Annotated in this window: 22 protein-coding genes; 13 read left to right on the top strand and 9 right to left on the bottom strand. The window is 68.0% G+C overall.

What is annotated here, in order from left to right; all coding sequences use genetic code 11:
• Positions 1-71: 71 nt before the first annotated feature.
• Complete coding sequence (locus tag ACFY3I_RS11220) at positions 72-362, bottom strand: hypothetical protein (protein ID WP_390860344.1); 291 nt, start codon at positions 360-362, stop codon at positions 72-74.
• 330 nt (positions 363-692) lie between these two features.
• On the opposite strand from ACFY3I_RS11220, the gene ACFY3I_RS11215 reads away from it, so the two are divergent.
• The 7 genes from ACFY3I_RS11215 (at position 693) to ACFY3I_RS11185 (ending at position 11821) form a co-directional block, all read left to right on the top strand.
• The gene (locus ACFY3I_RS11215; RefSeq protein WP_390860343.1) at positions 693-2867 is read left to right on the top strand and encodes an ABC transporter family substrate-binding protein; all 2175 of its coding nucleotides are present in this window, start codon (positions 693-695) and stop codon (positions 2865-2867) included.
• A 159-nt stretch (positions 2868-3026) separates the two neighbouring features.
• The gene (gene typA / locus ACFY3I_RS11210; protein WP_365294057.1) at positions 3027-4934 is read left to right on the top strand and encodes a translational GTPase TypA; all 1908 of its coding nucleotides are present in this window, start codon (positions 3027-3029) and stop codon (positions 4932-4934) included.
• Positions 4935-5598: 664 nt separating this feature from the next.
• The gene (locus ACFY3I_RS11205; RefSeq protein ID WP_365294059.1) at positions 5599-6633 is read left to right on the top strand and encodes an ABC transporter permease; all 1035 of its coding nucleotides are present in this window, start codon (positions 5599-5601) and stop codon (positions 6631-6633) included.
• 88 nt (positions 6634-6721) lie between these two features.
• Positions 6722-8533 (top strand): ABC transporter substrate-binding protein, encoded by a 1812-nt coding sequence (locus ACFY3I_RS11200; RefSeq protein WP_365294061.1) that lies wholly within the window; start codon positions 6722-6724, stop codon positions 8531-8533.
• 101 nt (positions 8534-8634) lie between these two features.
• Positions 8635-9615, top strand: coding sequence for an ABC transporter permease (locus tag ACFY3I_RS11195; RefSeq protein WP_390860508.1), 981 nt, complete (start codon positions 8635-8637; stop codon positions 9613-9615).
• Positions 9616-9636: 21 nt separating this feature from the next.
• A complete protein-coding gene (locus ACFY3I_RS11190; RefSeq protein WP_390860342.1) occupies positions 9637-10698 on the top strand; it encodes an ABC transporter ATP-binding protein in 1062 nt (353 codons plus the stop codon).
• Positions 10699-10711: 13 nt separating this feature from the next.
• The gene (locus tag ACFY3I_RS11185) at positions 10712-11821 is read left to right on the top strand and encodes an ABC transporter ATP-binding protein (RefSeq protein WP_390860341.1); all 1110 of its coding nucleotides are present in this window, start codon (positions 10712-10714) and stop codon (positions 11819-11821) included.
• On the opposite strand, the gene ACFY3I_RS11180 is transcribed toward ACFY3I_RS11185, so the two are convergent.
• The 3 genes from ACFY3I_RS11180 to ACFY3I_RS11170 form a co-directional block, all read right to left on the bottom strand.
• A complete protein-coding gene (locus ACFY3I_RS11180) occupies positions 11818-12558 on the bottom strand; it encodes a class I SAM-dependent methyltransferase (RefSeq protein ID WP_390860340.1) in 741 nt (246 codons plus the stop codon). The genes ACFY3I_RS11185 and ACFY3I_RS11180 overlap by 4 nt on opposite strands.
• A gap of 69 nt (positions 12559-12627) precedes the next feature.
• On the bottom strand, positions 12628-12825 hold the full coding sequence (locus ACFY3I_RS11175) for a DUF397 domain-containing protein (RefSeq protein WP_390860339.1): 198 nt from the start codon (positions 12823-12825) through the stop codon (positions 12628-12630).
• A 7-nt stretch (positions 12826-12832) separates the two neighbouring features.
• Positions 12833-13684 carry a helix-turn-helix domain-containing protein gene (locus ACFY3I_RS11170; protein ID WP_390860338.1) on the bottom strand — a complete coding sequence of 284 codons (852 nt, stop codon included), beginning with the start codon at positions 13682-13684 and terminating at the stop codon, positions 12833-12835.
• 197 nt (positions 13685-13881) lie between these two features.
• On the opposite strand from ACFY3I_RS11170, the gene ACFY3I_RS11165 reads away from it, so the two are divergent.
• From ACFY3I_RS11165 to ACFY3I_RS11155, 3 genes are read left to right on the top strand one after another with little or no spacing between them, the layout of a single operon-like run.
• The gene (locus ACFY3I_RS11165) at positions 13882-14289 is read left to right on the top strand and encodes an ATP-binding protein (RefSeq protein ID WP_390860337.1); all 408 of its coding nucleotides are present in this window, start codon (positions 13882-13884) and stop codon (positions 14287-14289) included.
• On the top strand, positions 14289-15185 hold the full coding sequence (locus ACFY3I_RS11160; protein WP_365297046.1) for a hypothetical protein: 897 nt from the start codon (positions 14289-14291) through the stop codon (positions 15183-15185). The genes ACFY3I_RS11165 and ACFY3I_RS11160 overlap by 1 nt, the downstream gene beginning before the upstream one ends.
• Before the next feature lie 52 nt (positions 15186-15237).
• Positions 15238-16488 (top strand): MFS transporter, encoded by a 1251-nt coding sequence (locus ACFY3I_RS11155; RefSeq protein ID WP_390860336.1) that lies wholly within the window; start codon positions 15238-15240, stop codon positions 16486-16488.
• A gap of 126 nt (positions 16489-16614) precedes the next feature.
• On the opposite strand, the gene ACFY3I_RS11150 is transcribed toward ACFY3I_RS11155, so the two are convergent.
• The 5 genes from ACFY3I_RS11150 to ACFY3I_RS11130 form a co-directional block, all read right to left on the bottom strand.
• Positions 16615-17658, bottom strand: coding sequence for an ABC transporter ATP-binding protein (locus tag ACFY3I_RS11150; RefSeq protein WP_390860335.1), 1044 nt, complete (start codon positions 17656-17658; stop codon positions 16615-16617).
• A 24-nt stretch (positions 17659-17682) separates the two neighbouring features.
• Positions 17683-18720: an ABC transporter ATP-binding protein gene (locus tag ACFY3I_RS11145; RefSeq protein WP_390860334.1), complete on the bottom strand. Its 1038-nt coding sequence runs from the start codon at positions 18718-18720 to the stop codon at positions 17683-17685.
• A 49-nt stretch (positions 18721-18769) separates the two neighbouring features.
• Positions 18770-19750 carry an ABC transporter permease gene (locus tag ACFY3I_RS11140; RefSeq protein WP_365295811.1) on the bottom strand — a complete coding sequence of 327 codons (981 nt, stop codon included), beginning with the start codon at positions 19748-19750 and terminating at the stop codon, positions 18770-18772.
• 100 nt (positions 19751-19850) lie between these two features.
• Complete coding sequence (locus tag ACFY3I_RS11135; RefSeq protein ID WP_365295813.1) at positions 19851-21608, bottom strand: ABC transporter substrate-binding protein; 1758 nt, start codon at positions 21606-21608, stop codon at positions 19851-19853.
• An 83-nt stretch (positions 21609-21691) separates the two neighbouring features.
• On the bottom strand, positions 21692-22720 hold the full coding sequence (locus ACFY3I_RS11130) for an ABC transporter permease (RefSeq protein WP_365295815.1): 1029 nt from the start codon (positions 22718-22720) through the stop codon (positions 21692-21694).
• A 507-nt stretch (positions 22721-23227) separates the two neighbouring features.
• On the opposite strand from ACFY3I_RS11130, the gene ACFY3I_RS11125 reads away from it, so the two are divergent.
• The 3 genes from ACFY3I_RS11125 to ACFY3I_RS11115 are packed head-to-tail and all read left to right on the top strand — an operon-like array spanning position 23228 to position 26762.
• Positions 23228-24859 (top strand): ABC transporter substrate-binding protein, encoded by a 1632-nt coding sequence (locus ACFY3I_RS11125; protein ID WP_390860333.1) that lies wholly within the window; start codon positions 23228-23230, stop codon positions 24857-24859.
• A gap of 6 nt (positions 24860-24865) precedes the next feature.
• Positions 24866-25789 carry an ABC transporter permease gene (locus ACFY3I_RS11120; RefSeq protein WP_390860332.1) on the top strand — a complete coding sequence of 308 codons (924 nt, stop codon included), beginning with the start codon at positions 24866-24868 and terminating at the stop codon, positions 25787-25789.
• Positions 25782-26762 (top strand): ABC transporter permease, encoded by a 981-nt coding sequence (locus ACFY3I_RS11115; RefSeq protein WP_390860331.1) that lies wholly within the window; start codon positions 25782-25784, stop codon positions 26760-26762. The genes ACFY3I_RS11120 and ACFY3I_RS11115 overlap by 8 nt, the downstream gene beginning before the upstream one ends.
• Position 26763 lies beyond the last annotated feature (1 nt).

Here is a 26763-nt window from a genome sequence, read left to right as displayed (position 1 = left end):
GAATGACTCCGGTCGGTTCGGGGGCGGGGCCTGCGGGCGGCGCGCCTGCCGGCGGATGCCGGTCACACCTCTCAGGGGGCGTGCCGGTCGCGGGCGCCGAGACCCTCGTCGTCCGTGTCCGTCCACAGGTTGATGTCGTAGGGGTCGTCGGAGATGGTGACGAGTTCGGGGCGCTTGCTCGGGGCGGCGGTGGCGGCCACGTCCCGCAGCAGTGCCAGGCTCTCGCGCAGGTGATCGGCGTCGGCACGGACGCGGCGCATCTCCAGCCCGCCGCTCCCGAGCTGCTGCTCCAGGCGGCGGACGGACCGGTTCAGGTCGTCCAGACAGCGCTGTACTGACGTCAGGTCGTCGTGCACGGACATGACGTGACCTCACTTCCGCGGACTTCGGTGTCCAAGGCGGCAACGTTCATGCGCCTGCGAGTGTTGCGCGTCACACCTGCCGGTGTGAAGGCGTGTGCAGCGATTGGCGGATTGCACACCTCCGTCGCGCGCCCGTACGCGCTCTGTGCGCGCCGGGGACTGCGCCGCACGGGTGGCCTTTGGCGGCCTGCGCGGCCGTGTCGTCCCCGGCCGGCGGACCCCGTCCATTTCAGTGGGTCCGTACTTCTGACGTACATGTGATCAACTCCAAAATACGCCCGAATGTGAACAGACCCACCCATGTCACCGGGCCTCCCGGAGGTAGCAGAGATGTCTCACCACGGCGTCGGACCCAGGCCTGCCCGCAGTGCGGTCATGCGTTCCGTCACGTTCCTGACCGCGGGCGCGCTCGCGGTGCCGCTTCTCACGGGCTGCGGCTCCGACGACGAGGGGAGCAAGCCGCTCGCCGGACAGGACGTCGCGGCGGCCGCCCGTGACGCGGTCGCCGAGGGCGGCACCCTGAAGTGGGCCGTGGACGCCGTACCGGAGACCCTCAACACCTTCCAGGCCGACGCCGACGCGGGCACCACCCGGGTCGCCCAGGCCGTGCTGCCGTCGATGTTCACCATGGACGCCACCGGCCGTGCGGTGCGGGACGCCGACTACCTGGAGTCGGCGAAGGTCATCGAGACCGAGCCGCGCCAGGTCGTCCTGTACAAACTGAACCAGCAGGCCGTCTGGAGCGACGGCCGGGAGATCGGCGCCGCCGACTTCGCCGCCCAGTGGCGTGCCCTGTCCGGCAAGGACTCCGCCTACTGGACCGCCCGCAACGCCGGCTACGACCGCATCGGCAAGATCGAGCGCGGCGCCAACGACCTGGAGGTCCGGGTCACCTTCGAGCGGCCCTACGCCGACTGGAAGTCGCTGTTCTCGCCGCTGTACCCCAAGGAGGTCATGGGCACCCCGGACGCCTTCAACGACGGCGCCCGCCGCAAGCTCGCGGTCACCGCCGGGCCCTTCAAGGTCGACAGGGTCGACACCGCCAAGAAGGACGTCGTCCTCACCCGCAACCCGCGCTGGTGGGGCCGCCCGGCCAAGCTCGACGAGATCGACCTGCACGCCGTGGACCGGGACAAGCGGGCCTCCGCGCTCGCCGACGGCACCGTCGACGTCGCCGACATCGACGCCTCCGAGGCCCGGCGGATCACCACGGCCGCACAGGGCAACGGGTCCGGCGGCACGCCGCTGCAGGGCGCCGGGAAGACCTCCGCGAAGAAGCTGCGCTCCTGGGCCCTGGCCCTCGGCATGGACCGGGAGCACCTGCCCAAGGGGCCCAAGAAGCTCCGCAAGAGCATCTCCAAGTGGCTCCAGGAGCAGCAGGAGCTGCGTGACGTCGAGGTCCGCAAGTCCCTGGAGCCCGCCTACACGCAGCTCGCCCTGAACGGCTCCGAGGGTCCCCTCGCGGACGAGCGGGTGCGCCGGGCCGTCGCCCGCGCCCTCGACCGCCAGAGTCTCGCCAAGCTGGTGCTCGGCCCCCTCGGGCTGCCCGCGGTGCCGGTCGGCAGCCACCTCGCCCTGTCCGGACAGGCCGCCTACGCCGACAGCAGCGGATCGATCGGCTCCCTCGACACCCACGAGGCGCAGGCACTGCTCGCCGACGCGGGATGGGTGGCCGGCGGCCCGATCAAGGCCGCGGAGAAGGGGGCCGGCGCGCAGACCGAGGACGGCGGCAAGAAGGGCAAGGGCGACAAGGACGAGGACTCCGACGACGGCGGGAGCGACGGGCAGTACATCGTGGGGGAGGACGACAAGAGCCCCGACGCCCCCGACGACAAGGACACCCGCGACCACCAGAGGGACCACGCCCACGGGGCGCCCGGGGCGTACGCGCCGAAGGGCACGGCCGTGCCCAAGGGGCCGCAGGCCGCGGCGGCGCCGCTGGCCAAGGACGGCAAGGCGCTGAGCCTGCGGTTCGTGCTGCCGTCGGGGCCCGGCTCGGAGACGCTCCAGGAGGTCGGCGAGCGGATCCGGCAGATGCTGGCGGCGGTCGGCATCCAGTCCGAGATCACCAAGGTCTCCGACGAGAGCTACTTCAAGGACCACATCGCGTCCGGCCAGTACGACCTCGCCCTGTACTCGTGGCCGTCCTCCGCGTTCCCGGCCACCGACGCACGGCCGATCTACGCCAAGCCGGTGCCGGCCGCGGACGGATCGCTGAACGTCGAGCAGAACTACACGAGGGTGGGCACCGACCAGGTGGACCAGCTCTTCGACCAGGCGCTCGGGACGCTGGACGAGGACGAGGCGGACGGGCTGCTGCGGAAGGCGGACTCCCGGATCTGGGCGTCGGCCGGGTCGCTGCCGCTGTACCAGCGCCCGCAGATCGTGGGGGCCAGGAAGGATCTGCTCAACGCCGGGGCGTTCGGTTTCCAGACGCCGGTCTACCAGGACATGGGGTTCCTGAAGAAGGGCGCGAAGGTGTCGGCGAGCCCGTCCAAGGGGTAGGGGAAGGGGGCGCTCCGCGCCCCTTACGGGCGGCCTGGCGAGCTGTTGCTGGATAGTGCCCGTACCATGGGGTGAGGCCGTGGCGTGTTCAGCCCGGCAGGGTCCGCGTAACACCGAAGTACGCGCCGGCCTTCCTCACACTCCGGGAGATACGCCTTCATGGCCACGCGCCACGACATCCGCAACGTCGCCATCGTCGCCCACGTCGACCACGGCAAGACGACCCTCGTCGACGCCATGCTGAAGCAGGCCGGCGCCTTCGCCGCGCACGCCGCCGAGTCGCTCGACGACCGCATGATGGACTCGAATGATCTGGAGCGTGAGAAGGGCATCACGATCCTGGCCAAGAACACGGCCGTCAAGTACCACCCGAAGGACGGTGGCGAGGTCGTCACCATCAACATCATCGACACCCCCGGCCACGCCGACTTCGGCGGCGAGGTCGAGCGCGGTCTGTCGATGGTGGACGCGGTCGTGCTGCTCGTCGACGCGTCCGAGGGCCCGCTGCCCCAGACCCGCTTCGTGCTGCGCAAGGCCCTCCAGGCCAAGCTGCCCGTCATCCTGTGCATCAACAAGACGGACCGCCCCGACTCGCGCATCGACGAGGTCGTCAACGAGACCTACGACCTCTTCCTCGACCTCGACGCCGACGAGGACCAGATCGAGTTCCCCATCGTCTACGCCTGCGCGCGTGACGGTGTGGCCTCGCTGACCAAGCCGGAGAACGGCACGGTCCCGCAGGACAGCGACAGCCTGGAGCCGTTCTTCTCCACGATCCTGTCCCACGTCCCGGCCCCCGAGTACGACGAGGCCGCCCCGCTCCAGGCGCACGTCACCAACCTGGACGCCGACAACTTCCTCGGCCGTATCGCGCTGCTGCGGGTCGAGCAGGGCGAGCTGCGCAAGGGCCAGACCGTCACCTGGATCAAGCGTGACGGCACGATGTCCAACGTCCGCATCACCGAGCTGCTGATGACCGAGGCGCTCACCCGCAAGCCCGCCGAGGTGGCGGGGCCGGGTGACATCTGCGCGGTCGCCGGTATCCCGGACATCATGATCGGCGAGACCCTCGCGGACACCGAGAACCCGATCCCGCTGCCGCTGATCACGGTCGACGAGCCCGCGATCTCGATGACCATCGGCACCAACACCTCGCCGCTGGTCGGCCGTGGCGGCACCGGCAAGGGCGCCGACGCGAAGTCGGCCGTCAAGGACCGCAAGGTCACCGCCCGCCAGGTCAAGGACCGCCTCGACCGCGAGCTGATCGGCAACGTCTCGCTGCGCGTGCTGGACACCGAGCGTCCGGACGCCTGGGAGGTCCAGGGCCGTGGTGAGCTGGCGCTCGCCATCCTGGTCGAGCAGATGCGCCGCGAGGGCTTCGAGCTGACCATCGGCAAGCCGCAGGTCGTCACCCAGCAGGTCGAGGGCAAGACGTACGAGCCCGTCGAGCGCATGACGATCGACGTCCCCGAGGAGCACATGGGCGCGGTCACGCAGCTCATGGGCGTCCGCAAGGGCCGCATGGACAACATGTCCAACCACGGCTCGGGCTGGGTCCGGCTGGAGTTCGTCGTCCCGTCCCGGGGGCTCATCGGCTTCCGTACCGAGTTCCTGACCAACACGCGCGGCACCGGTATCGCCCACTCCATCCACGAGGGCCACGAGCCGTGGTTCGGCGTCCTGACGACCCGTAACAACGGCTCGCTCGTCGCCGACCGCGCCGGCGCCGTCACCGCGTTCGCGATGACGAATCTCCAGGAGCGCGGTGTGCTGTTCACCGACCCCGGCACCGAGGTGTACGAGGGCATGATCGTCGGTGAGAACTCTCGCGCCGACGACATGGACGTGAACATCACCAAGGAGAAGAAGCTCACCAACATGCGGTCTTCGTCGGCCGACTCGTTCGAGGCGATCGTCCCGCCGCGCAAGCTTTCCCTGGAGCAGTCGCTGGAGTTCTGCCGTGACGACGAGTGCGTCGAGGTGACTCCGGAGGCCGTTCGCATCCGCAAGGTCGTCCTCGACCAGAAGGAGCGCGGTCGCACCGCCAGCCGCGCCAAGCACGGCTGATCGCAGGACACCGAGGCCCGGATGCCCCCATCATGGGGGCATCCGGGCCTTTTGCAACCCGTTTTCGGGTGGCCGGGGGGTGGGCCGGCTTCGGCCAGTGTCCGAAATGCGGAGATCCCCGCCCGATAGCCATGTAACAAGTCCGTTTCGCGGCCTTCTCGCACCGAACAGTTTGTCCATTTTTCGGAAGAAGTTGGCATCAGCTGTGACTGAATTGAGATTTAAAGACAGTGGTCGGCACCTGGCTCATGGCAGATAGTTAGCCGCGTACCGCTCGGGTCAATGGGTCTAGCGCTGTGGGGACAGTGCCGACTCACGAGCACCAGAGGGCGTCTGATCCTTCGTCAGGGGTGTCGGAGGAAAGACGGAAGCCCTCTCCGGTTGGTGAACACGTGAAGTCATGAGGAGGGGTCCCATGTGCAGTGTCACAAGCACCAGGTGGGTTCCATCGTCGTCCGTCCCGCAATGCTCCTGTTCGTCCGGCGGCTGGTTCTGAAGGACCGGCCGGCCGTGTAGCGCGGTCCTTCGCCTACGCGCGTCCGGCTGTGGGTTTCCGGCAAGTCCCGGGACTCACTGACACGTCTTCAGATCCTGCCCCCCGCGGCCGTGCTCCCCCATGCCGGCCGCCGGTTCGGCACACCCATACCTGTGAATTGGACGAACTGTGACCAGTCCTACGGACATTGAGGGTGGCGGAAGGTCGGCCGTCGTCGACGGCGGACCGCAGCCCGACACCAAGGCCGAGGCCAAACAGCTCGAGGGGCGTTCCCCCGGCCAGCTGATGTGGATGCGCTTCAAGCGCGACCGCACCGGCGTCCTGTCGGCCTACGTCGTGGGCTTCTTCTTCCTGATCGCCGTCATCGCGCCGCTCATCTCGAAGCTGTACGGCAAGAACCCGTACACCGTGTACGCGGACGAGCGTCCCGAACTCTTCGACAGCGCGGGTGTGCCGGTGCAGCCCAACGGCGGCATCAGCAGCGACTTCTGGTTCGGTCTCGAACCGGGCAACGGCTACGACGTGTTCACCAAGCTGATCTACGGTATCCGCACCTCGCTGACGATCTCCGTGGTGGTGACGCTCGCGACGGTGCTGACCGGCATCCTGCTGGGCGTCGCGGCCGGCTACCTCGGCGGGAAGACGGACTACTGGATCGGGCGGATCATCGACTTCCTGCTCGCCTTCCCGGCGCAGCTGTTCTTCATCGCCAGCATGCCGGTGGTGGTCTCGCTCTTCGTGAGCCCGCGCGACGAGACGCCCATCTACGTACGGGTGTTGGCCCTGATCCTGGTGCAGTGGTTCCTCGGCTGGATGGGCCTCGCCCGCATCCTCCGCGGCACCTCGCTCGCCCTGCGTGAACGGGAGTTCATCGAGGCCGCCCGGGTCAGCGGGGCCTCCCCCTGGCGGATCATCCGCAGGGAGATCCTGCCGAACGTCGTGACCCCGATCCTCGTCCAGGCGACCTACATGCTGCCGGGGTTCGTGACCGCGGAGGCGGGACTGTCCTACCTCGGCGTCGGCATCGTCGAACCCACCCCGGACTGGGGCCAGATGTTCGCCAAGGCCTCGACCGAGCTCGTACAGGTGAACGACATCACCTACATGTTCTTCCCCGGTGTCTCGATGATCATCTTCATCGTGGCGTTCAACCTGCTCGGGGACTCGGTCCGTGACGCCTTCGATCCGAAGACGGCTCGCTGACCGACGCATGGTGGGCGTCCGAGCCCGAATACCGCACGGTAAATCCCTTTGTGTACCGGTGACACCAGAGATAGGTGGAAATTCAGTGATGAGTAGGGGCGGACGCCAGGCGTACTCGGCGCTCTCAGTGCTCGCGGCCGGAGCTCTAGTGCTCACCGGTTGCAGCAAGGGGGGCAGCGACAACGGCGGCGACAACAAGAAGCAGGACCAGAAGAACGCCCAGGCGCAGCAGGCGTCCATCAAGTTCGGCGACGCGTCGGACTCGACGGGCCCCGCGACCGCGGTCCCGGGAGCGAAGCCCGGTGGCAAGCTGGAGGTGCTCCAGCGTGACTCCTACGCCCACCTCGACCCGGCCCAGATCTACGTCTCCGACGAGGGCTCGCTCGCCACGCTGATCCACCGAGGCCTGACCGGGTACAAGTCGACCGACGACAAGGGCGTGGGCCACGAGGTCGTCGGCGACCTGGCGACCGACTCCGGCACCACCACCGACGGCGGCAAGACCTGGAAGTACACGCTCAAGGACGGCATCAAGTTCGCCGACGGCACGCCGATCACCTCGGCGGACTTCCGGCAGACCTTCGAGCGGCTGTTCGCGCCGTTCATCAACCAGGGCCCCACCTACCTCCAGCAGTGGCTGGCGGACACCGCGGGCGCGGAGTACCGCAAGCTGCTGCCGGACGGCCCCTACAAGGGCAAGCACCTCCCGGACAGCGTCCTGGAGACGCCCGACGCGAAGACCATCGTCTTCCACTTCAAGACGCCGCACCCGGACCTCCCGTACGCGCTCGCCATGGCCGGCTACGCGGTGGTGTCCAAGAAGGGCGACACCCAGGCGAAGTACGACAAGAACCCGGTCACGAGCGGCCCGTACAAGATCCAGTCGTTCAAGTCCGGCAAGTCGATGGTCCTCGTCAAGAACACCAACTGGGACCCGAAGACCGACCCGATCCGCAACCAGTACGTGGACGAGATGGACTTCACGTTCAACCAGCAGTTCGAGACGTCCACCAAGGCGCTCCTCGCGGACAGCGGAGCCGACCAGACCGGCATCAGCTTCAACAACCAGGTCGACGCGGGCAACCTGTCGAAGGTCCTCGCCGACTCGACCCTCAAGGCCCGCACGGTCTCCGGCTACCAGCCGTACGTGGGTCAGATCAACATCAACCAGTCGCACGCGCCCCTCAAGGACAAGAAGATCCGTGAGGCCATCGCGTACGCGCTGCCGGTCTCCCCGATCGTGCGCGCCTACGGCGGCAACGCGGCCATGGAGGTCGCCGGCGGTCTGATCTCCCCGACCGTCAGCGGCTACGACGCCTCCTTCGACCCGTGGGGCAAGAAGAAGAACCCCGGCGGTGACCAGGCCAAGGCCAAGAAGCTGCTGCAGGAGGCCGGCAAGGTCGGCATGAAGCTCACCTACGGCTACCAGAACACGCCGGAGGGCCAGCAGATCTCCACGGCCATCGCCGCCGCCCTGAAGAAGGCCGGCTTCGACGTCCAGCGCCAGGACATCCCCGCCGAGACGTACTACGACAACATCGGCAAGGTCAACAACAACTACGACATCTACTCGTCCGCCTGGGGCGCCGACTGGCCGTCGTCCTCGACCGTGATCCCGCCGCTGTACGACGGCCGCGGTATCGCCGACGGCGCGCAGAACTACTCGCACATCAACGACGACCACGTCAACAGCGAGATCGACCGCATCAACAAGATCACCGACCCGGTCAAGTCGGCGGCCGACTGGGAGAAGCTCGACCAGTACATCGTGAAGGACGTCGTCAGCGTCGTCCCGACCACGTACTACAAGCAGACCCAGATCGCCGGTTCCAAGGTCGGCGGCCTCGTCTACGACAACGTCATCGGCGGCATCGACCCGCGTCGCCTCTACATCAAGTAACCACTGCCGTAGGCCCGGTACCCGGTACGTCCGTCCACTCCCCGCGGGTGGCGGCGTGCCGGGTACCGCCCGGCCCGTTGACGTCTGAGAGCTGCCCCCTCATGCTGCGCTTCCTCGTCCGCCGGACCCTCAGTGCGATCGTCATCCTCTTCCTGCTGAGCATCGTCACGTACCTGCTGTTCTTCGGCGTGCCCCGGGACCCGGCGCTGCTGATGTGCGGAAAGACGTGCAACCCGACGGCCATCGCCAACATCCACCATGTGCTCGGCCTCGACAAGTCCATTCCCGAGCAGTACGGGATCTTCCTGCACAACCTGGTGCTGGGGAGCAACCAGTTCGACCAGGGGCCCTGCCCCGCCCCCTGCTTCGGGTACTCGTACCACACCAACGACCTGGTCTGGCAGACGCTTCTGGACCGGCTGCCCACCACCGTCTCCCTCACTCTGGGCGGCGCGTTCTTCTTCCTGCTCATCGGCCTCAGCACCGGTCTGGCGGCCGCCTGGAAGCGCGGCACGCTGATCGACAAGACGGCGACCGCCGGGGCGATGGTGCTCAGTTCCATGCAGATCTACTTCCTGGGCCCGCTGGCCCTGGCGATCTTCGTCTACCAGACCCACTGGTTCGAGAAGCCGGCGTACAACAACTTCACCGACGATCCGATCTCCTGGTTCGGCGGCCTGATCATCCCCTGGGTGGTGCTCTCCACGATCTTCGCCGCGCAGTACACCCGTATGGCGCGCTCGGCGATGATCGAACAGCTCCAGGAGGAGCACGTGCGCACGGCCCGCGCGAAGGGGATGTCCCGGCGGTACGTCTTCTTCCGGTACGCCGGGCGCGGCTCGCTGATCCCGATCGTCACCATCTTCGGCATCGACCTGGGCGCCCTGCTGGGCGGTGCCATCATCACCGAGTACACGTTCGGCCTGCCGGGCCTCGGCCAGCTCGCCGTGCAGTCCGTGTTCTTCAGCGACCTTCCGCTGCTGCTGGGTGTGATGCTCTTCTCGGCCAGCATGATCCTGCTGTTCAACATCATCGTCGACGCGGCGTACGCGTTCATCGACCCGCGCATCCGGCTGGCCTAGCCGGGTAAGAGGAGAACCGTCGTGACCACTTTGACCAAGGACGCCGGCGCCCCCGCCCCGTCCGACGCGGGCGCCTTCCTCTCCGTGCGGGACCTGTACGTCAGTTTCCGCACCGAGGACGGTGTCGTGCGGGCCGTGGACGGGCTGTCGTTCGACGTGCAGCGCGGCAGGACGCTCGGCATCGTCGGCGAGTCGGGCTCCGGGAAGTCCGTCACCAACCTGACGATCCTGGGCCTGCACAACCCGCAGTTCACCACCGTCGAGGGCGAGATTCTCCTGGACGGCAAGGAGTTGACCACCGCCAGGGAATCCGAGATGGAGAAGCTGCGCGGCAACAAGGTCGCCATGATCTTCCAGGACCCGCTCACCGCGCTGTCGCCCTACTACACGGTCGGCCGGCAGATCGCCGAGCCGTTCATGAAGCACAAGGGCGCCTCGAAGAAGGAGGGCTGGGACCGGGCCGTGGAGATGCTCGCCAAGGTGGGCATCCCCAACCCCGCGGCGCGGGCGAAGGACTACCCGCACCAGTTCTCGGGCGGTATGCGCCAGCGCGCGATGATCGCGATGGCCCTGGTCTGCGACCCCGACCTGCTGATCGCCGACGAGCCGACCACCGCGCTCGACGTGACGGTCCAGGCGCAGATCCTCGACCTCCTCAAGGACCTGCAGCAGGAGTTCGGATCGGGCATCGTCTTCATCACCCACGACCTCGGCGTGATCGCGGACATGGCCGACGACATCATGGTGATGTACGCGGGCAGCGCGGTGGAACGCGGCACGGTGGACGAGGTGCTGCGCAGCCCCCAGCACCCCTACACCTGGGGTCTGCTGAACTCGATGCCCCGGCTGGACTCCGACCTGGGCAGCCCGCTGAGCCCGATCCCCGGTGCTCCGCCGTCGCTGCTCAACCCCCCGACCGGCTGCCGCTTCCACCCGCGGTGCACCTTCCAGGACCGGGTCGGCGGTGCCCGGTGCGTCACCGAACGTCCGCTGCTGGCCCCTGACCGCGCCTCGGCCTGCCACCTCACGGCGGACCAGAAGCGAACCATCTTCATCGAAGAGATCAAGCCCCGACTGGGCTAGGAGACGACACGTCATGACCCAGGACACGATCCTTCCGGCCCAGCGCGAGGCCGCCGTCGGAGAACCGCTGCTGCAGGTCTCCGGGCTGACCAAGTACTTCCCGGTCAAGGGCGGCTTCCCGATCCGGCGGACGGTCGGGCACGTCCAGGCCGTGGACGGCATCGACCTGACCGTGGGGGTGGGGGAGAGCTTCGGTCTGGTGGGCGAGTCGGGCTGCGGCAAGTCGACCACGGGCCGGCTGATCACCCGCCTGATGGAGCCGACGAACGGCTCGATCACCTACCGGGGCAAGGAGATCGGCCACGCGTCCCGCAAGGAGCTGGCGCCGATCCGGTCCGAGATCCAGATGATCTTCCAGGACCCCTACTCGTCGCTCAACCCGCGGCAGACGGTCGGCAAGATCATCTCGGGCCCGATGGAGATCAACGGCATCGAGCCGGAGGGCGGGCGGGAGAAGCGCGTCCGGGAACTCCTGGAGATCGTCGGCCTGAACCCGGAGCACTTCAACCGCTTCCCGCACGAGTTCTCCGGCGGTCAGCGCCAGCGCATCGGGGTGGCCCGCGCGCTCGCCCTGCAGCCGAAGCTGATCGTGGCGGACGAGCCGGTCTCGGCCCTGGACGTCTCCATCCAGGCGCAGGTGGTGAACCTCCTCCAGGAGGTCCAGAGGGAACTGGGCATCGCCTTCCTCTTCATCGCCCACGACCTGGCGGTGGTACGGCACTTCTCCCAGCGGGTCGCGGTGATGTACCTCGGCAAGATCATCGAGGTCGGTGACCGGGACGCCATCTACAACCGTCCCCGCCACCCGTACACCCACGCGCTCCTGTCGGCGGTGCCCGAGGTGAACATCTCGAGCGGGTCCGACGGGGCCGCCCGGGAGCGGATCCGGCTGGCCGGTGACGTCCCGTCCCCGATCTCCCCGCCGTCCGGCTGCCGCTTCCGCACCCGGTGCTGGAAGGCACAGGACAAGTGCGCGACGGAGGAGCCGCCGCTGGTCCAGATCTCGGGCAACCGGGAGGGCCACCTGACGGCCTGTCACTTCCCCGAGGAGCCGACCACGGAGGCCCGGGGCGAGGACATCGTCCTGGACCCGGCGCTGGTCGCGCTGGAGGAGGACAACTAACCGGGCCGCGCGACGGTGATGATCTCGGGGCTGTCAGCGGTGAGCCGGCCCCGGGACCAGTCGCCGTACTGCTCGACCACCCGCAGGCCGGCGTCCTCGAGGAATCCGGCGAGGGCGTCGGGGCCGAGGAAGCGCAGGGTGGCGCGGCTCACCCGGGGCCGGGGCCAGGGTGAGCCGTCGTACGTCTCGGTGAAGGTCACCCGGTCCCCGGCCGGGGTCTCCTCCACCTGGTGCCAGACCCGGACCGCACGGCCGTCCGCGTCGGTGACGTGGTACACGCGGTCGGGGGTCCACCTCTCCCAGGCGCGGGCGCCGGGGTTGCGGGTCTCGAAGACGAACCGGCCGGCGGGGGACAGGGCGCGGCGCACCGCGGCGAGCGCGACCCGCAACTCCTCGTCGGAGAGCAGCACCTGGAAGGCGTGACCGGTCATCACGACCAGGTCGAAACCGGGGCCGTCCCAGAGCCGGGTACGGAGATCGCCGAGGATCCACTCGACGGACGGCTCGGCCCGCCGGCCCTGCACGAGCATCGCGGCCGCCGGATCGAGCCCCGCCAACCGTCCCTCGTGCCCCGTGCCACGGGCCCGCCGCAGCAGCCGCCCGGTGCCGCAGCCGACGTCGAGCACGGAGCCGGCGGCCATGACGAGGTCCAGGTAGAAGTCGTCACCGGGTCCCCACGGGTTGAGGCTGTCGTACAGCGCGGCGAGTTCGAGATCCGCGAAGGAATGATCGACCACCGCGGCAGTCTGCCACATGATGTTGAACGACAGGTCAGGAACGGGTTTCTTCTTGACCTTCTGTCAACTTCACTCCGGGCCGTGCGATTTGAGCGCGTCGAGGAACGGGGCGAACACGGCGGTGGGGAAGTTGAGAGTGGCGCTGGTGGGGGTGGTTTTGGAGTCGCGGACGGATATGTGGGTGGGGCCGGGGGCGACCTCGACGCAGGCGTTGCCGTCGCCGCCCCCGGAGTAGGACGACTTGCGCCAGGTGTCGAGGTCGGTCATGAGTGCCTCACAGCTCCTTCGTCAGCCTGTGGATGAAGTCACGCGACCGGCCCGGGTCGAGTGATGCCGACTCCAATCTACGGAAGTGCGTTCGGAACACGCCGAGTTGCGCTTCGGAGTCGACGAAGCCCGTCCCGTGGGGACCGTCTCGGACGACGGTGTCCAATCTCGGGACGGCTCCTCCGGCGTACACCATGGCGGCACCCACGTCGATCAGGTGTTCAAGGGTGAAGGGGATCACGCGGACCGTCGTGCTCTCGGCCCCGGAGAGTTCGAGGACCCGGGCGAGTTGGGATCGCGCGGCGGCTCGGCTGCCCACCATCATGCGAAGCGCCGCCTCGTGGATCACGGCCTGGTACGGCATGGGATGCGCCCTCTCCAGGATGACGCGCCTCTGCATCCGGTGCCGGACACGCAGCTCCGTTTCCTCGTCCGGGAGTTGGGGGACGCGGGACGAGAAGAGCGCTCGGGCGTAGTCCTCGGTCTGGAGGAGTCCGGGGATGAACAGGAACTCCACGTCCCACTGATAGGAGGCGTGGTGCTCCAGCTCCGACAGGTCGAGGAATGACGAAGGCAGGCGTCCTCGGTAGTCCTCCCACCACCCCCGCGTCCGATCGGCGGCCATCGCGGCGAGAGCGTCGACCAACTCCTTGTCCGTACAGGCGTAGTGGGCCGCGATCCGGCGCAGGCGAGCCTCGCTGACGCCGGCGAGACCGGCCTCGAACTGGCTCACCTGGGCGGAGTCCGTGCCGAGCAGTTCCGCGGCGTCACGACCTTTGAGTCCTGCGGCCTCGCGAAGTTTGCGCAGCTCGGCGCCCAGCCGCTGCTGCCGTGCGGTGGCCTGCTGCCTGCGTGGCATGGCCTCCCCCTCCACCCCGACTGCCAGGAGCCGGTGACTCGTTCGAGGGTCAGATTATGGCAATGACTTGCGGGGTACCAAAATTGGCCCCTACTGTCGGTGACGCAACGCACACGCAATGGAAGCGCACCGCACCCTCCCGTGCGGCGATGCCACCGTGCGTGAAATCCCCTTCACCTGACCGGAGTCGATGCCGCATGTCCGAAACCTGGGACTACACGCTCCACATCCCCAACGACCTGAGAGCGGTCACGATCTCTCGCCGGACCCTGCGTCTGATCCTGACGATGCACGGACTGATCGGCCTCGTCGACACGGCGGAACTGCTCGCGGCGGAGCTGGTCTCCAACGCCGTACGGCACACGAAAGGGCCGGCGGCCCTCAGGGTGCGGCGTTCCCCGGAGGGCGTCGTGTGGATCGGGGCATGGGACACGGATCCCGTGCCCCCCGAGCCGCCGGATTCGTCGGAGACGGTGGCGGGTCTCGAAGAGGTGGGACGAGGGCTGGGCCTGGTGGGGGCGTGTGCCGACTCCTGGGGCTGGCAGCCGTCCGGCCGGTTCGGGCAACGGGGCAAGTACGTGTGGTGCGAGTTGGGGGTGGCGTGATGGTGGGGTCGTCGCACGAGGCGTTGCACCGGATCTTCCAGAAGGATCCGGGGTTGCTGACGCACGCGTTGCAGCGGGTGCTGGGGGTGCCGTTTCCGGAGCCGCGGGAGATCGCGGCGATGAACGTCGACCTGACGGAGATCGAACCGGTCGAGCGCCGTGTGGACACGTTGTTGCGGGCGGAGACGGACGAGGGGACGTATCTCCTCGTGGTCGAGTCCCAGGGGAAGGCGGACGACCGGAAGCGGGGGAGCTGGCCGTACTACCTGTCGTATCTCTACGAGAAGTACCGCTGTGAGCCGGTGCTCATCGTGATCACGCAGAGCAGCGCGACGGCGCGGTGGGCGGCTCGGCCGATTCAGCTGGGGTTGCGGGGGTGGGAGTCGCTGACGGTGCGTCCGCTGGTGCTGGGGCCGGACAACGTGCCGGTGATCGCGGATGTGCGGGAGGCCGAGAGCGACGTACCCCTTGCGGTGCTTTCGGCGATGACGCACGGGCGGGGCAGGCAGGCCCCGGCCATACTGGAATCGCTGGCAGCCGCCCTGAAAACCATCGACCGTGACAGCGCAGCGGTCTTCGTGCAGTTCGTCGACTCGTGCCTGGTCGATCCCCAGGCCAAGCAGATGTGGAGGGATCTGATGACGGCGATCCAGTACTTCTGGCGACACCCGCTGGCGGAGCAGGTGCGCGAGGAAGGCCGTGAGGAGGGCCGTGAGGAGGGCCGGTTGCAGGAGCGCGCCGAGATGGTCTTGCGGCTCCTGGAGTGGCGTGGGCTCGTGGTGACCGACTCGGTGCGGGAGCAGGTGCACGCCTGCACCGACCTGGACCGGCTCGAGACCTTGGCCCAGCGTGCCGTGCACGTCACCGACGCGGCGGAGCTGTTCGTCGAGGAGTGACGGCGGGGGCGGCGAGAGGGGCCGAGCCGCCGCGGGCGTAGGGTGCGCGTCCATGTCTGTGGCTGACCGCACCCCCTCCTTGCTCCGCGACGCCGGCTTCGTCCGGCTGGCGCTGGCCCGGATCATCTCCGTCCTCGGCAACGGGTTCGCCCGGATCGCGCTGGCCTTCGCGGTGCTCTCGCTGCCCGGCGCCACCCCGGGAGAGCTCTCGCTGGTCGTCGCCTGCCAGGCGGTACCGCAGCTCGCGCTGGTCCTGGTCGGCGGCGTGATCGCCGACCGGGTCTCCCGCTCCGCGCTGATGGCGGCGGCGGACGTGGTGGGCGCTCTTTCCTACGGCGGCCTCGCGGCGATGGTGCTCAGCGGTCACGCGCCCGTCGCCGCGCTGTGCGCACTGGCCGTCACGGCGGGAATCGCGACCGCTCTCTTCTCGCCCGCGATGGACGGGGTCATCCCGCTGCTGGTGCCCGCCGAGGCGCTCCAGCGGGCCAACGGGCTCCTGCGGGTCGGCACCAACACCTCGCTGCTGCTGGGGCTGGCCCTGTCGGGTGTGACCGTGGCCTGGGCCGGGGCCGGCTGGGCACTGGCCCTCAACGGTCTGTCCTTCGTCGTCAGCGCCGCGCTGACCTCCTCACTTCGGCTGAGCCGCCGGCCGCGGAAGTCCGCCTCGGGCTGGGCAGACCTGCGGGACGGCTGGCGGGAGTTCGCCTCCCGCCAGTGGCTGTGGGTGGTCGTGGTCCAGTTCTCCGTGGTCGTCGCCGCCATGAACGCCAACGCCGGTGTGCTGGGACCGCTGGCGGCGAGTGCGCACTTCGGCGGGGCCCGCGCCTGGTCGCTGGTGGTGGCCGCGCAGGCCCTGGGAGCCGTGGCCGGCGCCGGGGCGGCGAGCCGCGCCCGGGTGGGCCGGCCGATCCTGGCGGCGGTCCTGTTCACCGTGCCGGCAGCCCTGCCGCCGGCTCTCCTCGGGGCCGGCGCGCCGCTGTGGATCGTCGCCGCGGGCGCCTTCGCCGCCGGTGTCAGCTTGGACTTCTTCGGGGTCCTGTGGTCGACGACCATCCAGCGCGAGGTCCCCGAGGAGGCTCTGTCCCGGGTCAGCTCCTACGACTGGTTCGGCTCTCTGAGCCTCGCTCCGCTGGGCCTCGCCCTGGCGGGGCCCGCCGCCGACGCGTTCGGTACCGGCCGGATGCTGGAGGCCTGTGCGGTCCTGATCGTCACCGCCACACTTGCCGCACTCCTGTCTCCCGGGGTGCGGTCACTGCGGGCACCGGGCCTTCCCGAGGAGAGCGGCGCGCTCGTAGGGTCATGAGGCCATGAGAAAGGCCCGCACCCGGGTAGGTGCGGGCCTTTTCCCCTGGATCGGACGTTCGGGGCTCGGGTCAATGGGCCGGAGAAGGTCCGTTCCGCAGGCGGCGGCTGACGGGAAAGGGGTGTGTCAGGCCGCTGCCTCGGGGTCCTTGGAGAGACGCGGGGCGGGAACCATGTCCCGCATCTCGGGGTAGTGGCACGCGGTCAGGTGGCCGGGCTTGTTGCCCTCGACCTGGACCAGCGGCGGGGCCTCGGTCGCGCACTTCTCCGTCGCCTTCCAGCAGCGGGTGCGGAAGCGGCAGCCGGACGGCGGGTTGATCGGGGACGGGACGTCGCCGACCAGGCGGATGCGCTCGCGCGGCACCTCGTCCACCGTCGCCTCGGGCACGGCGGACAGCAGCGCCCGGGTGTAGGGGTGGCGCGGGTTGTCGTACAGGTCCTCGCGGTCGGCGATCTCGACGATCTTGCCGAGGTACATGACCGCGACGCGCTGCGAGAAGTGCCGGACGATCGCGAGGTCGTGGGCGATGAAGACGAACGCGATGCCCAGTTCCCTCTGAACCTTCTGGAGGAGGTTCACGACCTGCGCCTGGATGGAGACGTCGAGGGCGGAGACCGGCTCGTCGGCGACGATCAGCTTCGGCTCCAGGGCGAGCGCGCGGGCGACGCCGATGCGCTGGCGCTGGCCGCCGGAGAACTCGTGCGGGAAGCGGTTGAAGTGCTCGGGGTTGAGGCCGACGATCTCGAGGAGTTCGCGCACCCGCTTCTCGTGACCGCCGGGCGGGTTGATGCCGTTGATCTCCATCGGGCCCGAGACGATCTTGCCGACCGTCTGCCGCGGGTTCAGCGAGGCGTACGGGTCCTGGAAGATCATCTGGATCTCGGAGCGGACCGGCGCCAGCTGCTTGCGGCCGGCGTGCGTGATGTCCTGCCCGCGGTAGGTGATCCTGCCGGCGGTGGGCTCCAGCAGGCGGGTGATGAGCCGGCCGGTGGTCGACTTGCCGCAGCCGGACTCGCCGACCAGGCCGAGGCTCTCGCCTTCGGAGACCTGGAAGTCGAGTCCGTCGACCGCCTGCACCGCGCCGACCGTACGGCGGATCGGGAACCCGCCCTTGATCGGGAAGTGCTTGGTCAGCCCGGAGACGTCCAGGAGGGGGTTCGTGTTGCTCATGATCGTGAAGTCCCGTCTTGTCCGTCAGTTGTGGCTGGGCGCCGCGTAGTCGGCGAAAAGTTCCTCACGCCGGCCGATCTCCAGGTGACAGGCCGAGCCACGGCCCTCGGTCAGCTGGAGCAGCGGCCTCTCCGTGGAGCACCTGTTGCCGGGGACCTTGTCCGCGAACGCGCAGCGCGGGTGGAAGCGGCAGCCGGTGGGCGGGTTGAGGAGCGAGGGCGGCGAGCCGGGGATCGGCGACAGCGGGACGTCGACCGGTCCGTCGAGGCTCGGCATGGAGTTGAGCAGGCCCAGCGTGTACGGGTGCTGCGGCGAACCCAGGACCTCCTTCTTGGTGCCCCGCTCCACGCACCGGCCGCCGTACATCACCAGCACGTCGTCCGCGATGTCCGCGATGACACCGAGGTCGTGGGTGATGAAGATGATCGCCGTGCCGAACTCCTGCTGGAGGTCCTTGAGGAGGTCCATGATCTGCGCCTGGACCGTCACGTCGAGCGCGGTGGTGGGCTCGTCCGCGATCAGCAGTTCGGGGTCGCAGACCAGGGCCATGGCGATCATGGCGCGCTGGCGCATACCGCCGGAGAACTGGTGCGGGTAGTCGTCCACCCGGACGTCCGGCTGCGGGATGCCGACCCGGCGCAGCATCTCGATCGCCCGCGCCCGGGACTCCTTCTTGGAGGCGCCGGTGTGCTTGCGGTAGACCTCGGAGATCTGCGTGCCGATGGTGTGGTACGGCGACAGCGAGGCCAGCGCGTCCTGGAAGATCATCGACATCTTGTTGCCGCGCAGCTTCTCCAGCTCCCGCTCGGAGGCGCTGAGCAGCTCCTTGCCGTCGAGCAGGATCTCGCCGTCGATCTGGGTGCGGGCGGGGTCGTGCAGCCCCAGGATCGTCAGGTTGGTGACGGACTTGCCGGAACCCGACTCGCCGACGATGCCGAGGGTCTGGCCCTTGACAAGGTCGAAGCTGAGTCCGTCGACGGCCTTGACGATGCCGTCCTCGGTGGAGAAGTGGACCTTGAGGTCCTTGACGGAGAGGAACGGCTGCTGATCGGTGCTCGTCACGGGGGACGCTCCTGGGGGTGATGCGGGGGGTTCGGGGGTGGGGCGGAGGTCAGGCGAGCCGGATCCGCGGGTCGATCAGGGCGTAGACGGCGTCCACGACGATGTTGAAGATCACGATCGCGCCGGCGGACAGCAGGGTCACACCGAGCACCATGGGCAGGTCGCTCTGCTCGACGGACTTCAGCGCGAGCTGGCCCACGCCCTGGAGGCTGAAGACCGTCTCGGTGATGATCGCGCCGCCGACGAGCGTGGCGAGGTCGATGCCGAAGATGGTGACGATCGGGCCCATGGCGCCGCGCCAGGCGAACCGGAAGAAGACGTTGCGCCGGGACAGGCCCTTGGCCCGAGCGGTGCGGACGTAGTCCTCGCTGAGCGTCTCGACCAGCTGCGAGCGGGTCATACGCGTGTAGTTCGCGGTCCAGATGAGGGCCAGCACCAGCCAGGGCAGCAGCAGGCCGGAGGCCCACTCGACCGGGTTCTGGGTGAGGGGGGTGTACGACGGGTTGTCCAGGATGCCGAGCTTGGCGACCAGGAAGTACATCGCGATGTAGCCGACGAAGTAGATCTGCATCGAGGAGGCGATCAGCGACGCCGAGCTGGCGACCTTGTCCTGCCACTTGCCCTGCTTGACGGCGGCGAGCATGCCGGAGCCGATGCCGAAGACGAGGAAGACGGCGGCCGAGCCGAAGGCCAGCGAGAGGGTCAGCGGGAGACGGTCCATGATCGTGCCGAGGACGGGCTCACGGTTGGCGAACGAGTACCCGAGGCACGGCGCGCTGCAGTCGCCGAAGTCGCCGTAGCTGCGGCCGACGAAGACGCCCTTGAGCCAGTACCAGTACTGAACCGGGACCGGGTGGTCGATGCCCAGGTTGTGCCGGACCTGCGCGAGCATGTCGGGCGTGCAGTTCTTGCCGCAGGACAACGTGGCGGGGTCACGCGGGATGGCGTAGAAGAGCCAGAAGGTGACAGCGCTGATGATCAAAAGGATGACCAGCGCGCCGAAGACTCGGCGGACAAGGAAGCGGAACATGGGGCGTGACTTTCCGGACGGGGCGCCGTCGCCGGGGGAGTGAGGGGTGGGCCGTAAGGGGGCGGCCGGTTCGCGGCCGCCCCCCGAGGGTCTGGTGCGCTTACTTCTTGACGTACAGCTTGCAGAGCGCGACGCAGGTGTTGCCGGCGTCGTACACGACGTTGCCGACCTTGGATCCGTACATCCAGTTGCGGATGGAGTGGTAGTCCGGGACGACCGCCGCGAGCTCCATGATCTGCTTGTCGATGGCGCCCCAGGCCTTGTTGGCCTCGTCGACATCGGCGATCTTGGAGGCCGCGTCGATGGCCTTGTTCACGCTCGGGTCGTTCAGCTGGGCGTAGTTGCTGCGGCCGTCGCCGATGTTCTTGCCGCTCCAGCAGGGGTAGAAGACCGAGTAGCCGTTCGGCCAGTCCGGGCTCCAGCCGGCCGCGAACAGGTCGTAGCCGTTGTCGACCTTGCCGATCTGGGTGTAGAAGGTCGTCTTGTCGATCTGCTGGTTGACCACCTCGAAGCCGGCCGCCTCAAGAGCGTTCTTGATGGCCACGGCCTGCTTCACGGCGTTGTCCGACTGCTGGTAGGCGATGACCAGCTTCTGGCCGACCTTGCCGGCCTCCTTCAGCAGCGCCTTGGCCTTGACCGGGTCGCCGCCGGGCTTGGTGGTCACGCCGTACAGGTCGAACTTCTTGTAGCCGGGGGTCACCGGGCTGAGGATCGTGCTGGCCAGCTCGCTGGTGGAGGCGCCACCGCGGATGGTCTGCAGCTGCTGGTGCGGCCACGCCCAGTTGATCGCCTGGCGGACCTTGACGTCCTTGATCCGGGTCATGTTGATCGGCCAGTAGTAGGTGACCGTGTCGACCTGGGTGAGGACGCGCTTCTTCAGCGAGGCGTTGGTGAGGACCTGCGCGGTGCGCTCGGCCGCGACCTCGTTGAAGATCGCCATCGCGTACTGGTCGTTGCCCTTGTCCGCGATGAAGCGGTCGGTGGAGGCGACCGACTGGAAGCCGAACTGGAAAATGTACTTGTCCGGGTACGCGTTGCGGATCGCGTCCGTGGCCGGGTCCCAGTGCTCGTTGCGCACGTAGGTCATCGACTTGCCGATGGAACGGCTGTCGATCTTGTACGGGCCGAGGGAGTACGGACGCTTGTCGTACTTCTCCTTGGTGTCCTTCTTCTTGTTGACGAGGCCGTAACCCGGCATGCCGAGCGTGTAGTTGAAGTCGGCGCGGGCCTCGTTGAGCGTGAACGTGATCTTCCGGCCGGAGACCTCGATCGACGCGAGCTTCTTGCCGTCGTAGGGGCCCTTGTACTTGTCGCCGCCGGCCAGCCACTGCTGGACGTAGCGCGGGCCCTCGGTCACGAAGGAGGCGAAGAGGCGCTCGAAGGTGTGGCGGACGTCGTCCATGGACAGCTCGGTGCCGTCCTCCCACTTGATGCCGTCCTTGATCGTGAACGACCAGGTCTTGCCGCCGTCCTTCATGGTGCCGGCGTCGGTCGCGACGTCGCCGACGAGCGTGGCGCCGCCCTTGTCGTCGATCTTGTAGCCGGTCAGACCGCGCAGGATCGGGCGGGTGATGGCGCCCTCGGTGGAGACGTAGATCTGCGCCGGGTCCAGGTGGTCCATGTCGAACTGGTCGAGCGAGTAGACCGTGCCGCCCGTGACCGCGCCCGCGACCTCGGGCGCCGGGCCCGTGGAGTCCGCCTTGGTGCCGACCGGGATGTTCATGGTCTTCGCGTTGGAGACGGACGGGACCTGGGACGAACCCTTGCCGCTGTCACTGCTGCCGCAGGCGCTCAGCACGGTCGTGGAGGCCGCGGCCACACCGGTGGCGATCAGGAAGTTTCTGCGTGAAAAGGACATGCTGAGCCTGCCTATAGAGGTCAATTCGGATGGTCGGAACCAGCCGGACGTCATCGAACCGGGCCGGGTGGTGCAGAGGGTCGCTACCGCTTGGACTTCGGGTCGAGCGCGTCGCGCACCGAGTCACCGAGCAGGTTGAAGGCGAGGACGAAGATCACCATGGAGATGCCCGGGAAGAGCATGAAGGTGATGTCCTCGGTGTAGAACTGCGCGCCTCGGCCGATCATCACGCCCCAGTCGGGGGTCGGATCGATCATGCCCACGCCGAGGAAGGCGAGGCCCGCCTCCGCGGTCACGAAGGCCGGCAGCAGCAGGGTGGACTGGATGATGATCGGAGTCCAGAGGTTGGGCAGCAGCTCCTTGAACACGACTCGCATGGGAGATGCGCCCGTGACCTTCGCCGCCTCCACGAACTCCCGTTCTCGCAGGCCGAGGACCTGTCCGCGCAGCAGGCGGGCGATGGACGCCCAGCCGAAGGCGGACAGCACCAGGATCAGCGCGGTGGCGCGCAGCGAGGTCGGGATGTTCTCGTCGGGGGCTACGAAGAAGCCGAAGACCACCGGCATGAACGCGATGAAGAACAGCGTGGACGGGAACGACAGCAGGATGTCGATGATCCGGCTGACGAGGTAGTCCGTCTTGCCGCCGAGGTAGCCCGCCGTGACGCCGATCACGACGCCCAGGACCGTGGTGAGGAGGGCGGCGGCCGTCGCGATGCCGAGGGAGTTGCGGATGGCGTACAGCAGGAACGTGAAGACGTCCCGGCCGAGCTGGGGTTCGATGCCGAACCAGTACTCCGGGCTCATGCCGCCGTTGGGTCCCGCGGGGTACGAGAAGGCGTTGAGCAGCTCGGGGTGCTGGGTCGTGTAGGTCGTGTACGGGTTCTTGCCGTACAGCTTCGCGATGAGCGGCGCCGCTATGCCGATCACGAAGAAGAAGATCACGACGTAGGCGGATATAACGCCCGTCCGGTCGCGCTTGAAACGCTTCCAGGCCAGGCGGCCCGGCGACCTGCTCTCGCTGCCCTTCGAGCCGCCCGAAGCGCTCGACTTCGTTGCGGTCTCTTCGGTCACCTCGAGCGGGGCAGCCGCGGATGGAGTTGGGGGGGTCATGGTGCTCCTGGCCCAAGGGAGGGTCTGATGACTCCGCAGGGCGCTCCCCTACGGGCTACGCCGGACTTTTTCAACGCAATTCATTCACGGTCAATAAAATCTCGGTCGGCTTGGGTTTCTCTTTACTTTCTTTGCTCGTACTTGACCGATCCGTAGCTACGCGGGTAGCGCGTCGTAATCACTCCGTGCTTTATATAGGGCTAAACGGGCTAAACGGTCAATGAGTCCGATATGCGGACGCTGGTGTGTCGAAATCCGTACATCTACGGGTCCCAATCCAACGGTTCGGCATCGTTGCGCGGAGATCCATTGCGCAGTCGCTTCAAGATCCTCCAGCGGCCCTCGGGGGCGGTGGCGGCGATCGGGTGACACGTGTCGGCAAGGACCGTCGCGGGGCCCCGGGAGGCCGCCGTTCGGGGGGTGATGGGTGAGCAATATCTACCGATTGAGTAGATATTGACCCTTAGTGCACCAATCACTGATCACCCTTCACGGAGGAGGCACGCCATGCGTTCAGCCACGCACGCCCGATGGGCGGCCTGCGCGGTGGTGACGGCACTCGCCGCCACGGCCTGCGGGGGCGGCGGCAGCGGCGGTGGAGGCGGCGGTGGCAGCGGCGTGCTCAGCTCCTCCTGGGGCGACCCGCAGAACCCCCTGGAGCCTGCCAACACCAACGAGGTCCAGGGCGGCAAGGTCCTCGACATGATCTTCCGGGGTCTGAAGAAGTACGACCCGAAGACCGGCAAGGCCCAGGACATGCTCGCCCAGAAGATCGACACGAGCGACTCCCAGAACTTCACCGTCACCCTCAAGGACGGCTGGACCTTCTCCAACGGCGAGAAGGTGACCGCCCACTCCTTCGTCGACGCCTGGAACTACGGGGCGAGCCTCAAGAACAACCAGAAGAACGCCTACTTCTTCGGCTACATCGAGGGGTACGACAAGGTCCACCCCGACAGCGGCGGCCAGAGCGCCGAGGCCCTCTCCGGGCTGAAGGTCGTCGACGACAAGACCTTCACCGTGAAGCTGAACCAGAAGTTCTCCAGCTTCCCCGACACCCTCGGCTACGCGGCCTTCGCCCCGCTGCCCCGGTCCTTCTTCACCGACCACGCCGGCTGGCTGAAGCAGCCGGTCGGCGACGGGCCGTACACCATCGAGTCGTACTCCAAGGGATCGCAGATGTCCCTGAAGAAGTGGGACGGCTACCCCGGTCCGGACAAGGCGCGCAACGATGGAGTGACGCTCAAGGTCTACACCGACAGCGACACCGCCTACACCGACCTCATCGCCGGCAACCTCGACCTGGTCGACGACATTCCGGCCGCCCAGCTGAAGAACGTCAAGAGCGACCTGGGGAAGCGCTACATCAACACCCCGGCGGGCATCATCCAGACGCTCGCCTTCCCCTACTACGACAGCGCCTGGAACCAGAGCGGGTCGGACAAGGTCCGCACCGGGCTGTCCATGGCCATCAACCGGAAGCAGATCACCGACACCATCTTCCAGAACACCCGCACCCCGGCCACCGACTGGACCTCCCCGGTGCTCGGCGCGGCGGGCGGCTTCAAGGAAGGGCTGTGCGGGAGCGCCTGCGAGTACGACCCCGCGCAGGCCAAGAAGCTCATCGAGGAGGGCGGCGGGCTGCCCGGCGGACAGCTCAAGATCACGTACAACGCGGACACCGGCTCGCACCGGACCTGGGTGGACGCCGTGTGCAACTCCATCAACAACGCGCTCGGCAACGACAAGGCGTGCGTCGGGAACCCGGTCGGCACCTTCGCCGACTTCCGCAACCAGATCGGTCAGCACAAGATGACCGGGCCGTTCCGCGCGGGCTGGCAGATGGACTACCCGCTCATCCAGAACTTCCTCCAGCCGCTCTACTACACCAACGCCTCCTCCAACGACGGCAAGTGGTCCAACAAGGACTTCGACAAGCTCGTCGACCAGGCCAACGCCGAGACCGACACCGCCAAGGCCGTCTCCACCTTCCAGAAGGCCGAGGGAGTCGTCCGCGACAACATGGCCGCCATTCCGCTCTGGTACCAGAACGGCAGCGCCGGCTACTCCGAGCGGCTCTCGAACGTCGCTCTCAACCCGTTCAGCGTCCCCGTGTACAACGAGATCAAGGTCAGCTGACGCGGCATGGGGCGCTATGTCGTCCGGCGGCTGCTCCAGATGATCCCGGTGTTCGTCGGGGCCACGCTGCTGATCTTCCTGATGGTCAACGTCATGGGCGACCCGATCGCCGGGCTGTGCGGAGAGCGGGCCTGCGATCCGGCGACCGCCGCCCAGTTGAAGAAGGAGTTCGGACTCGACAAGCCGGTGTGGCAGCAATACCTCACCTATATGGGGAACGTCTTCACCGGGGACTTCGGTACGGCGTTCAACGGACAGCCGGTCACCGAGCTGATGTCCACCGCGTTCCCCGTCACCATCCGGCTGACGATCGTGGCCATCGTCCTGGAGGTCGTCATCGGCATCACCCTCGGCGTGCTGACCGGCCTGCGGCGCGGGCGGCCCGTCGACACCGGGGTGCTGCTGGCGACCCTGGTCGTCATCTCCGTACCGACGTTCGTCACCGGCCTGTTGCTCCAGCTGCTGCTCGGCGTGGAGTGGGGCTGGATCAAGCCGTCCGTCTCACCGGAGGCCGCGTTCGGCGAACTGATCGTGCCGGGGCTCGTCCTCGCCTCCGTCTCGCTCGCCTACGTCACCCGGCTGACCCGCACCTCCATCGCCGAGAACAAGAGGAGTGACTACGTCCGTACGGCGATCGCCAAGGGACTGCCCAGGCACCGGGTCATCACCCGGCACCTGCTGCGCAACTCCCTCATCCCGGTCGTCACCTTCATCGGCACCGACATCGGCGCCCTCATGGGCGGCGCCATCGTCACCGAGCGGATCTTCAACATCCACGGCGTCGGCTATCAGCTCTACCAGGGGATCCTGCGCCAGAACACCCAGACGGTGGTGGGGTTCGTGACGGTGCTGGTCCTGGTCTTCCTGGTGGCCAACCTGCTGGTGGACCTGCTCTACGCCGTACTCGACCCGAGGATCCGCTATGCCTGAGCAGCCGTTCGAACAGGACCGGGCCATCGCGGGCACGGGCATGGGCGGGGCGATGGACCTGGCGGCCAGCGAGGCGCAGACGCTGGAGCGGACGCCCGGCGGGCCGCTCGGCACCGGCCCGTCCGAGAAGCCCCGTTCGCTCTGGTCCGACGCGTGGCGGGACCTGCGGCGCAACCCGGTCTTCATCGTCTCCGCCCTCGTCATCCTCTTCCTCGTCGTCATCTCCCTGTGGCCGTCCCTGATCGCCTCCGGATCGCCCCTCAAGTGCGACCTCGCCAAGTCCCAGGACGGCCCGGGGCCGGGCGCGCCCTTCGGCTACGACGGGCAGGGCTGCAACGTCTACACCCGCACCGTCTACGGCGCCCGCACCTCCGTCACGGTGGGCGTCTGCGCCACCGTCGGGGTCGCGCTGCTCGGATCGGTGCTCGGCGGACTCGCCGGTTTCTTCGGCGGGTTCTGGGACTCGGTGCTCTCCCGGATCACCGACATCTTCTTCGCGATCCCGGTCGTCCTCGGCGGACTGGTCCTCCTCTCGGTGGTGACCAGCAACACGGTCTGGCCCGTCATCGGGTTCATGGTGCTGCTCGGCTGGCCCCAGATCTCCCGGATCGCCCGCGGCTCGGTGATCACCGCCAAGCAGAACGACTACGTCCAGGCCGCCCGCTCCCTCGGCGCCTCCAACTCCCGGATCCTGCTGCGGCACATCGCGCCCAACGCGGTGGCTCCCGTGATCGTGGTGGCCACCATCGCGCTCGGCACCTACATCGCGCTGGAGGCGACCCTGTCGTACCTCGGTGTCGGCCTGAAGCCGCCCAGCGTCTCCTGGGGCATCGACATCTCCGCGGCCTCGCCCTACATCCGCAACGCCCCGCACGCGCTGCTGTGGCCCTCCGGTGCCCTCGCGCTCACCGTCCTGGCCTTCATCATGCTCGGCGACGCGGTGCGCGACGCCCTCGACCCGAAGCTGAGGTGAG

This window comes from Streptomyces sp. NPDC001068, assembly GCF_042897315.1.
In the GTDB taxonomy this organism is placed as follows: domain Bacteria; phylum Actinomycetota; class Actinomycetes; order Streptomycetales; family Streptomycetaceae; genus Streptomyces.
This window is presented reverse-complemented; position numbering and strand designations above follow the sequence as displayed.

What these genes read in the sequence shown, in the direction of transcription:
- ACFY3I_RS11220 (WP_390860344.1), bottom strand. Translation starts at nt 362, where the DNA reads ATGTCCGTGCACGACGACCTGACGTCAGTACAGCGCTGTCTGGACGAC.
- ACFY3I_RS11215 (WP_390860343.1), top strand. Translation starts at nt 693, where the DNA reads ATGTCTCACCACGGCGTCGGACCCAGGCCTGCCCGCAGTGCGGTCATG.
- typA (WP_365294057.1), top strand. Translation starts at nt 3,027, where the DNA reads ATGGCCACGCGCCACGACATCCGCAACGTCGCCATCGTCGCCCACGTC.
- ACFY3I_RS11200 (WP_365294061.1), top strand. Translation starts at nt 6,722, where the DNA reads ATGAGTAGGGGCGGACGCCAGGCGTACTCGGCGCTCTCAGTGCTCGCG.
- ACFY3I_RS11195 (WP_390860508.1), top strand. Translation starts at nt 8,635, where the DNA reads ATGCTGCGCTTCCTCGTCCGCCGGACCCTCAGTGCGATCGTCATCCTC.
- ACFY3I_RS11185 (WP_390860341.1), top strand. Translation starts at nt 10,712, where the DNA reads ATGACCCAGGACACGATCCTTCCGGCCCAGCGCGAGGCCGCCGTCGGA.
- ACFY3I_RS11175 (WP_390860339.1), bottom strand. Translation starts at nt 12,825, where the DNA reads ATGACCGACCTCGACACCTGGCGCAAGTCGTCCTACTCCGGGGGCGGC.
- ACFY3I_RS11170 (WP_390860338.1), bottom strand. Translation starts at nt 13,684, where the DNA reads ATGCCACGCAGGCAGCAGGCCACCGCACGGCAGCAGCGGCTGGGCGCC.
- ACFY3I_RS11165 (WP_390860337.1), top strand. Translation starts at nt 13,882, where the DNA reads ATGTCCGAAACCTGGGACTACACGCTCCACATCCCCAACGACCTGAGA.
- ACFY3I_RS11160 (WP_365297046.1), top strand. Translation starts at nt 14,289, where the DNA reads ATGGTGGGGTCGTCGCACGAGGCGTTGCACCGGATCTTCCAGAAGGAT.
- ACFY3I_RS11155 (WP_390860336.1), top strand. Translation starts at nt 15,238, where the DNA reads ATGTCTGTGGCTGACCGCACCCCCTCCTTGCTCCGCGACGCCGGCTTC.
- ACFY3I_RS11150 (WP_390860335.1), bottom strand. Translation starts at nt 17,658, where the DNA reads ATGAGCAACACGAACCCCCTCCTGGACGTCTCCGGGCTGACCAAGCAC.
- ACFY3I_RS11140 (WP_365295811.1), bottom strand. Translation starts at nt 19,750, where the DNA reads ATGTTCCGCTTCCTTGTCCGCCGAGTCTTCGGCGCGCTGGTCATCCTT.
- ACFY3I_RS11135 (WP_365295813.1), bottom strand. Translation starts at nt 21,608, where the DNA reads ATGTCCTTTTCACGCAGAAACTTCCTGATCGCCACCGGTGTGGCCGCG.
- ACFY3I_RS11130 (WP_365295815.1), bottom strand. Translation starts at nt 22,720, where the DNA reads ATGACCCCCCCAACTCCATCCGCGGCTGCCCCGCTCGAGGTGACCGAA.
- ACFY3I_RS11125 (WP_390860333.1), top strand. Translation starts at nt 23,228, where the DNA reads ATGCGTTCAGCCACGCACGCCCGATGGGCGGCCTGCGCGGTGGTGACG.
- ACFY3I_RS11120 (WP_390860332.1), top strand. Translation starts at nt 24,866, where the DNA reads ATGGGGCGCTATGTCGTCCGGCGGCTGCTCCAGATGATCCCGGTGTTC.
- ACFY3I_RS11115 (WP_390860331.1), top strand. Translation starts at nt 25,782, where the DNA reads ATGCCTGAGCAGCCGTTCGAACAGGACCGGGCCATCGCGGGCACGGGC.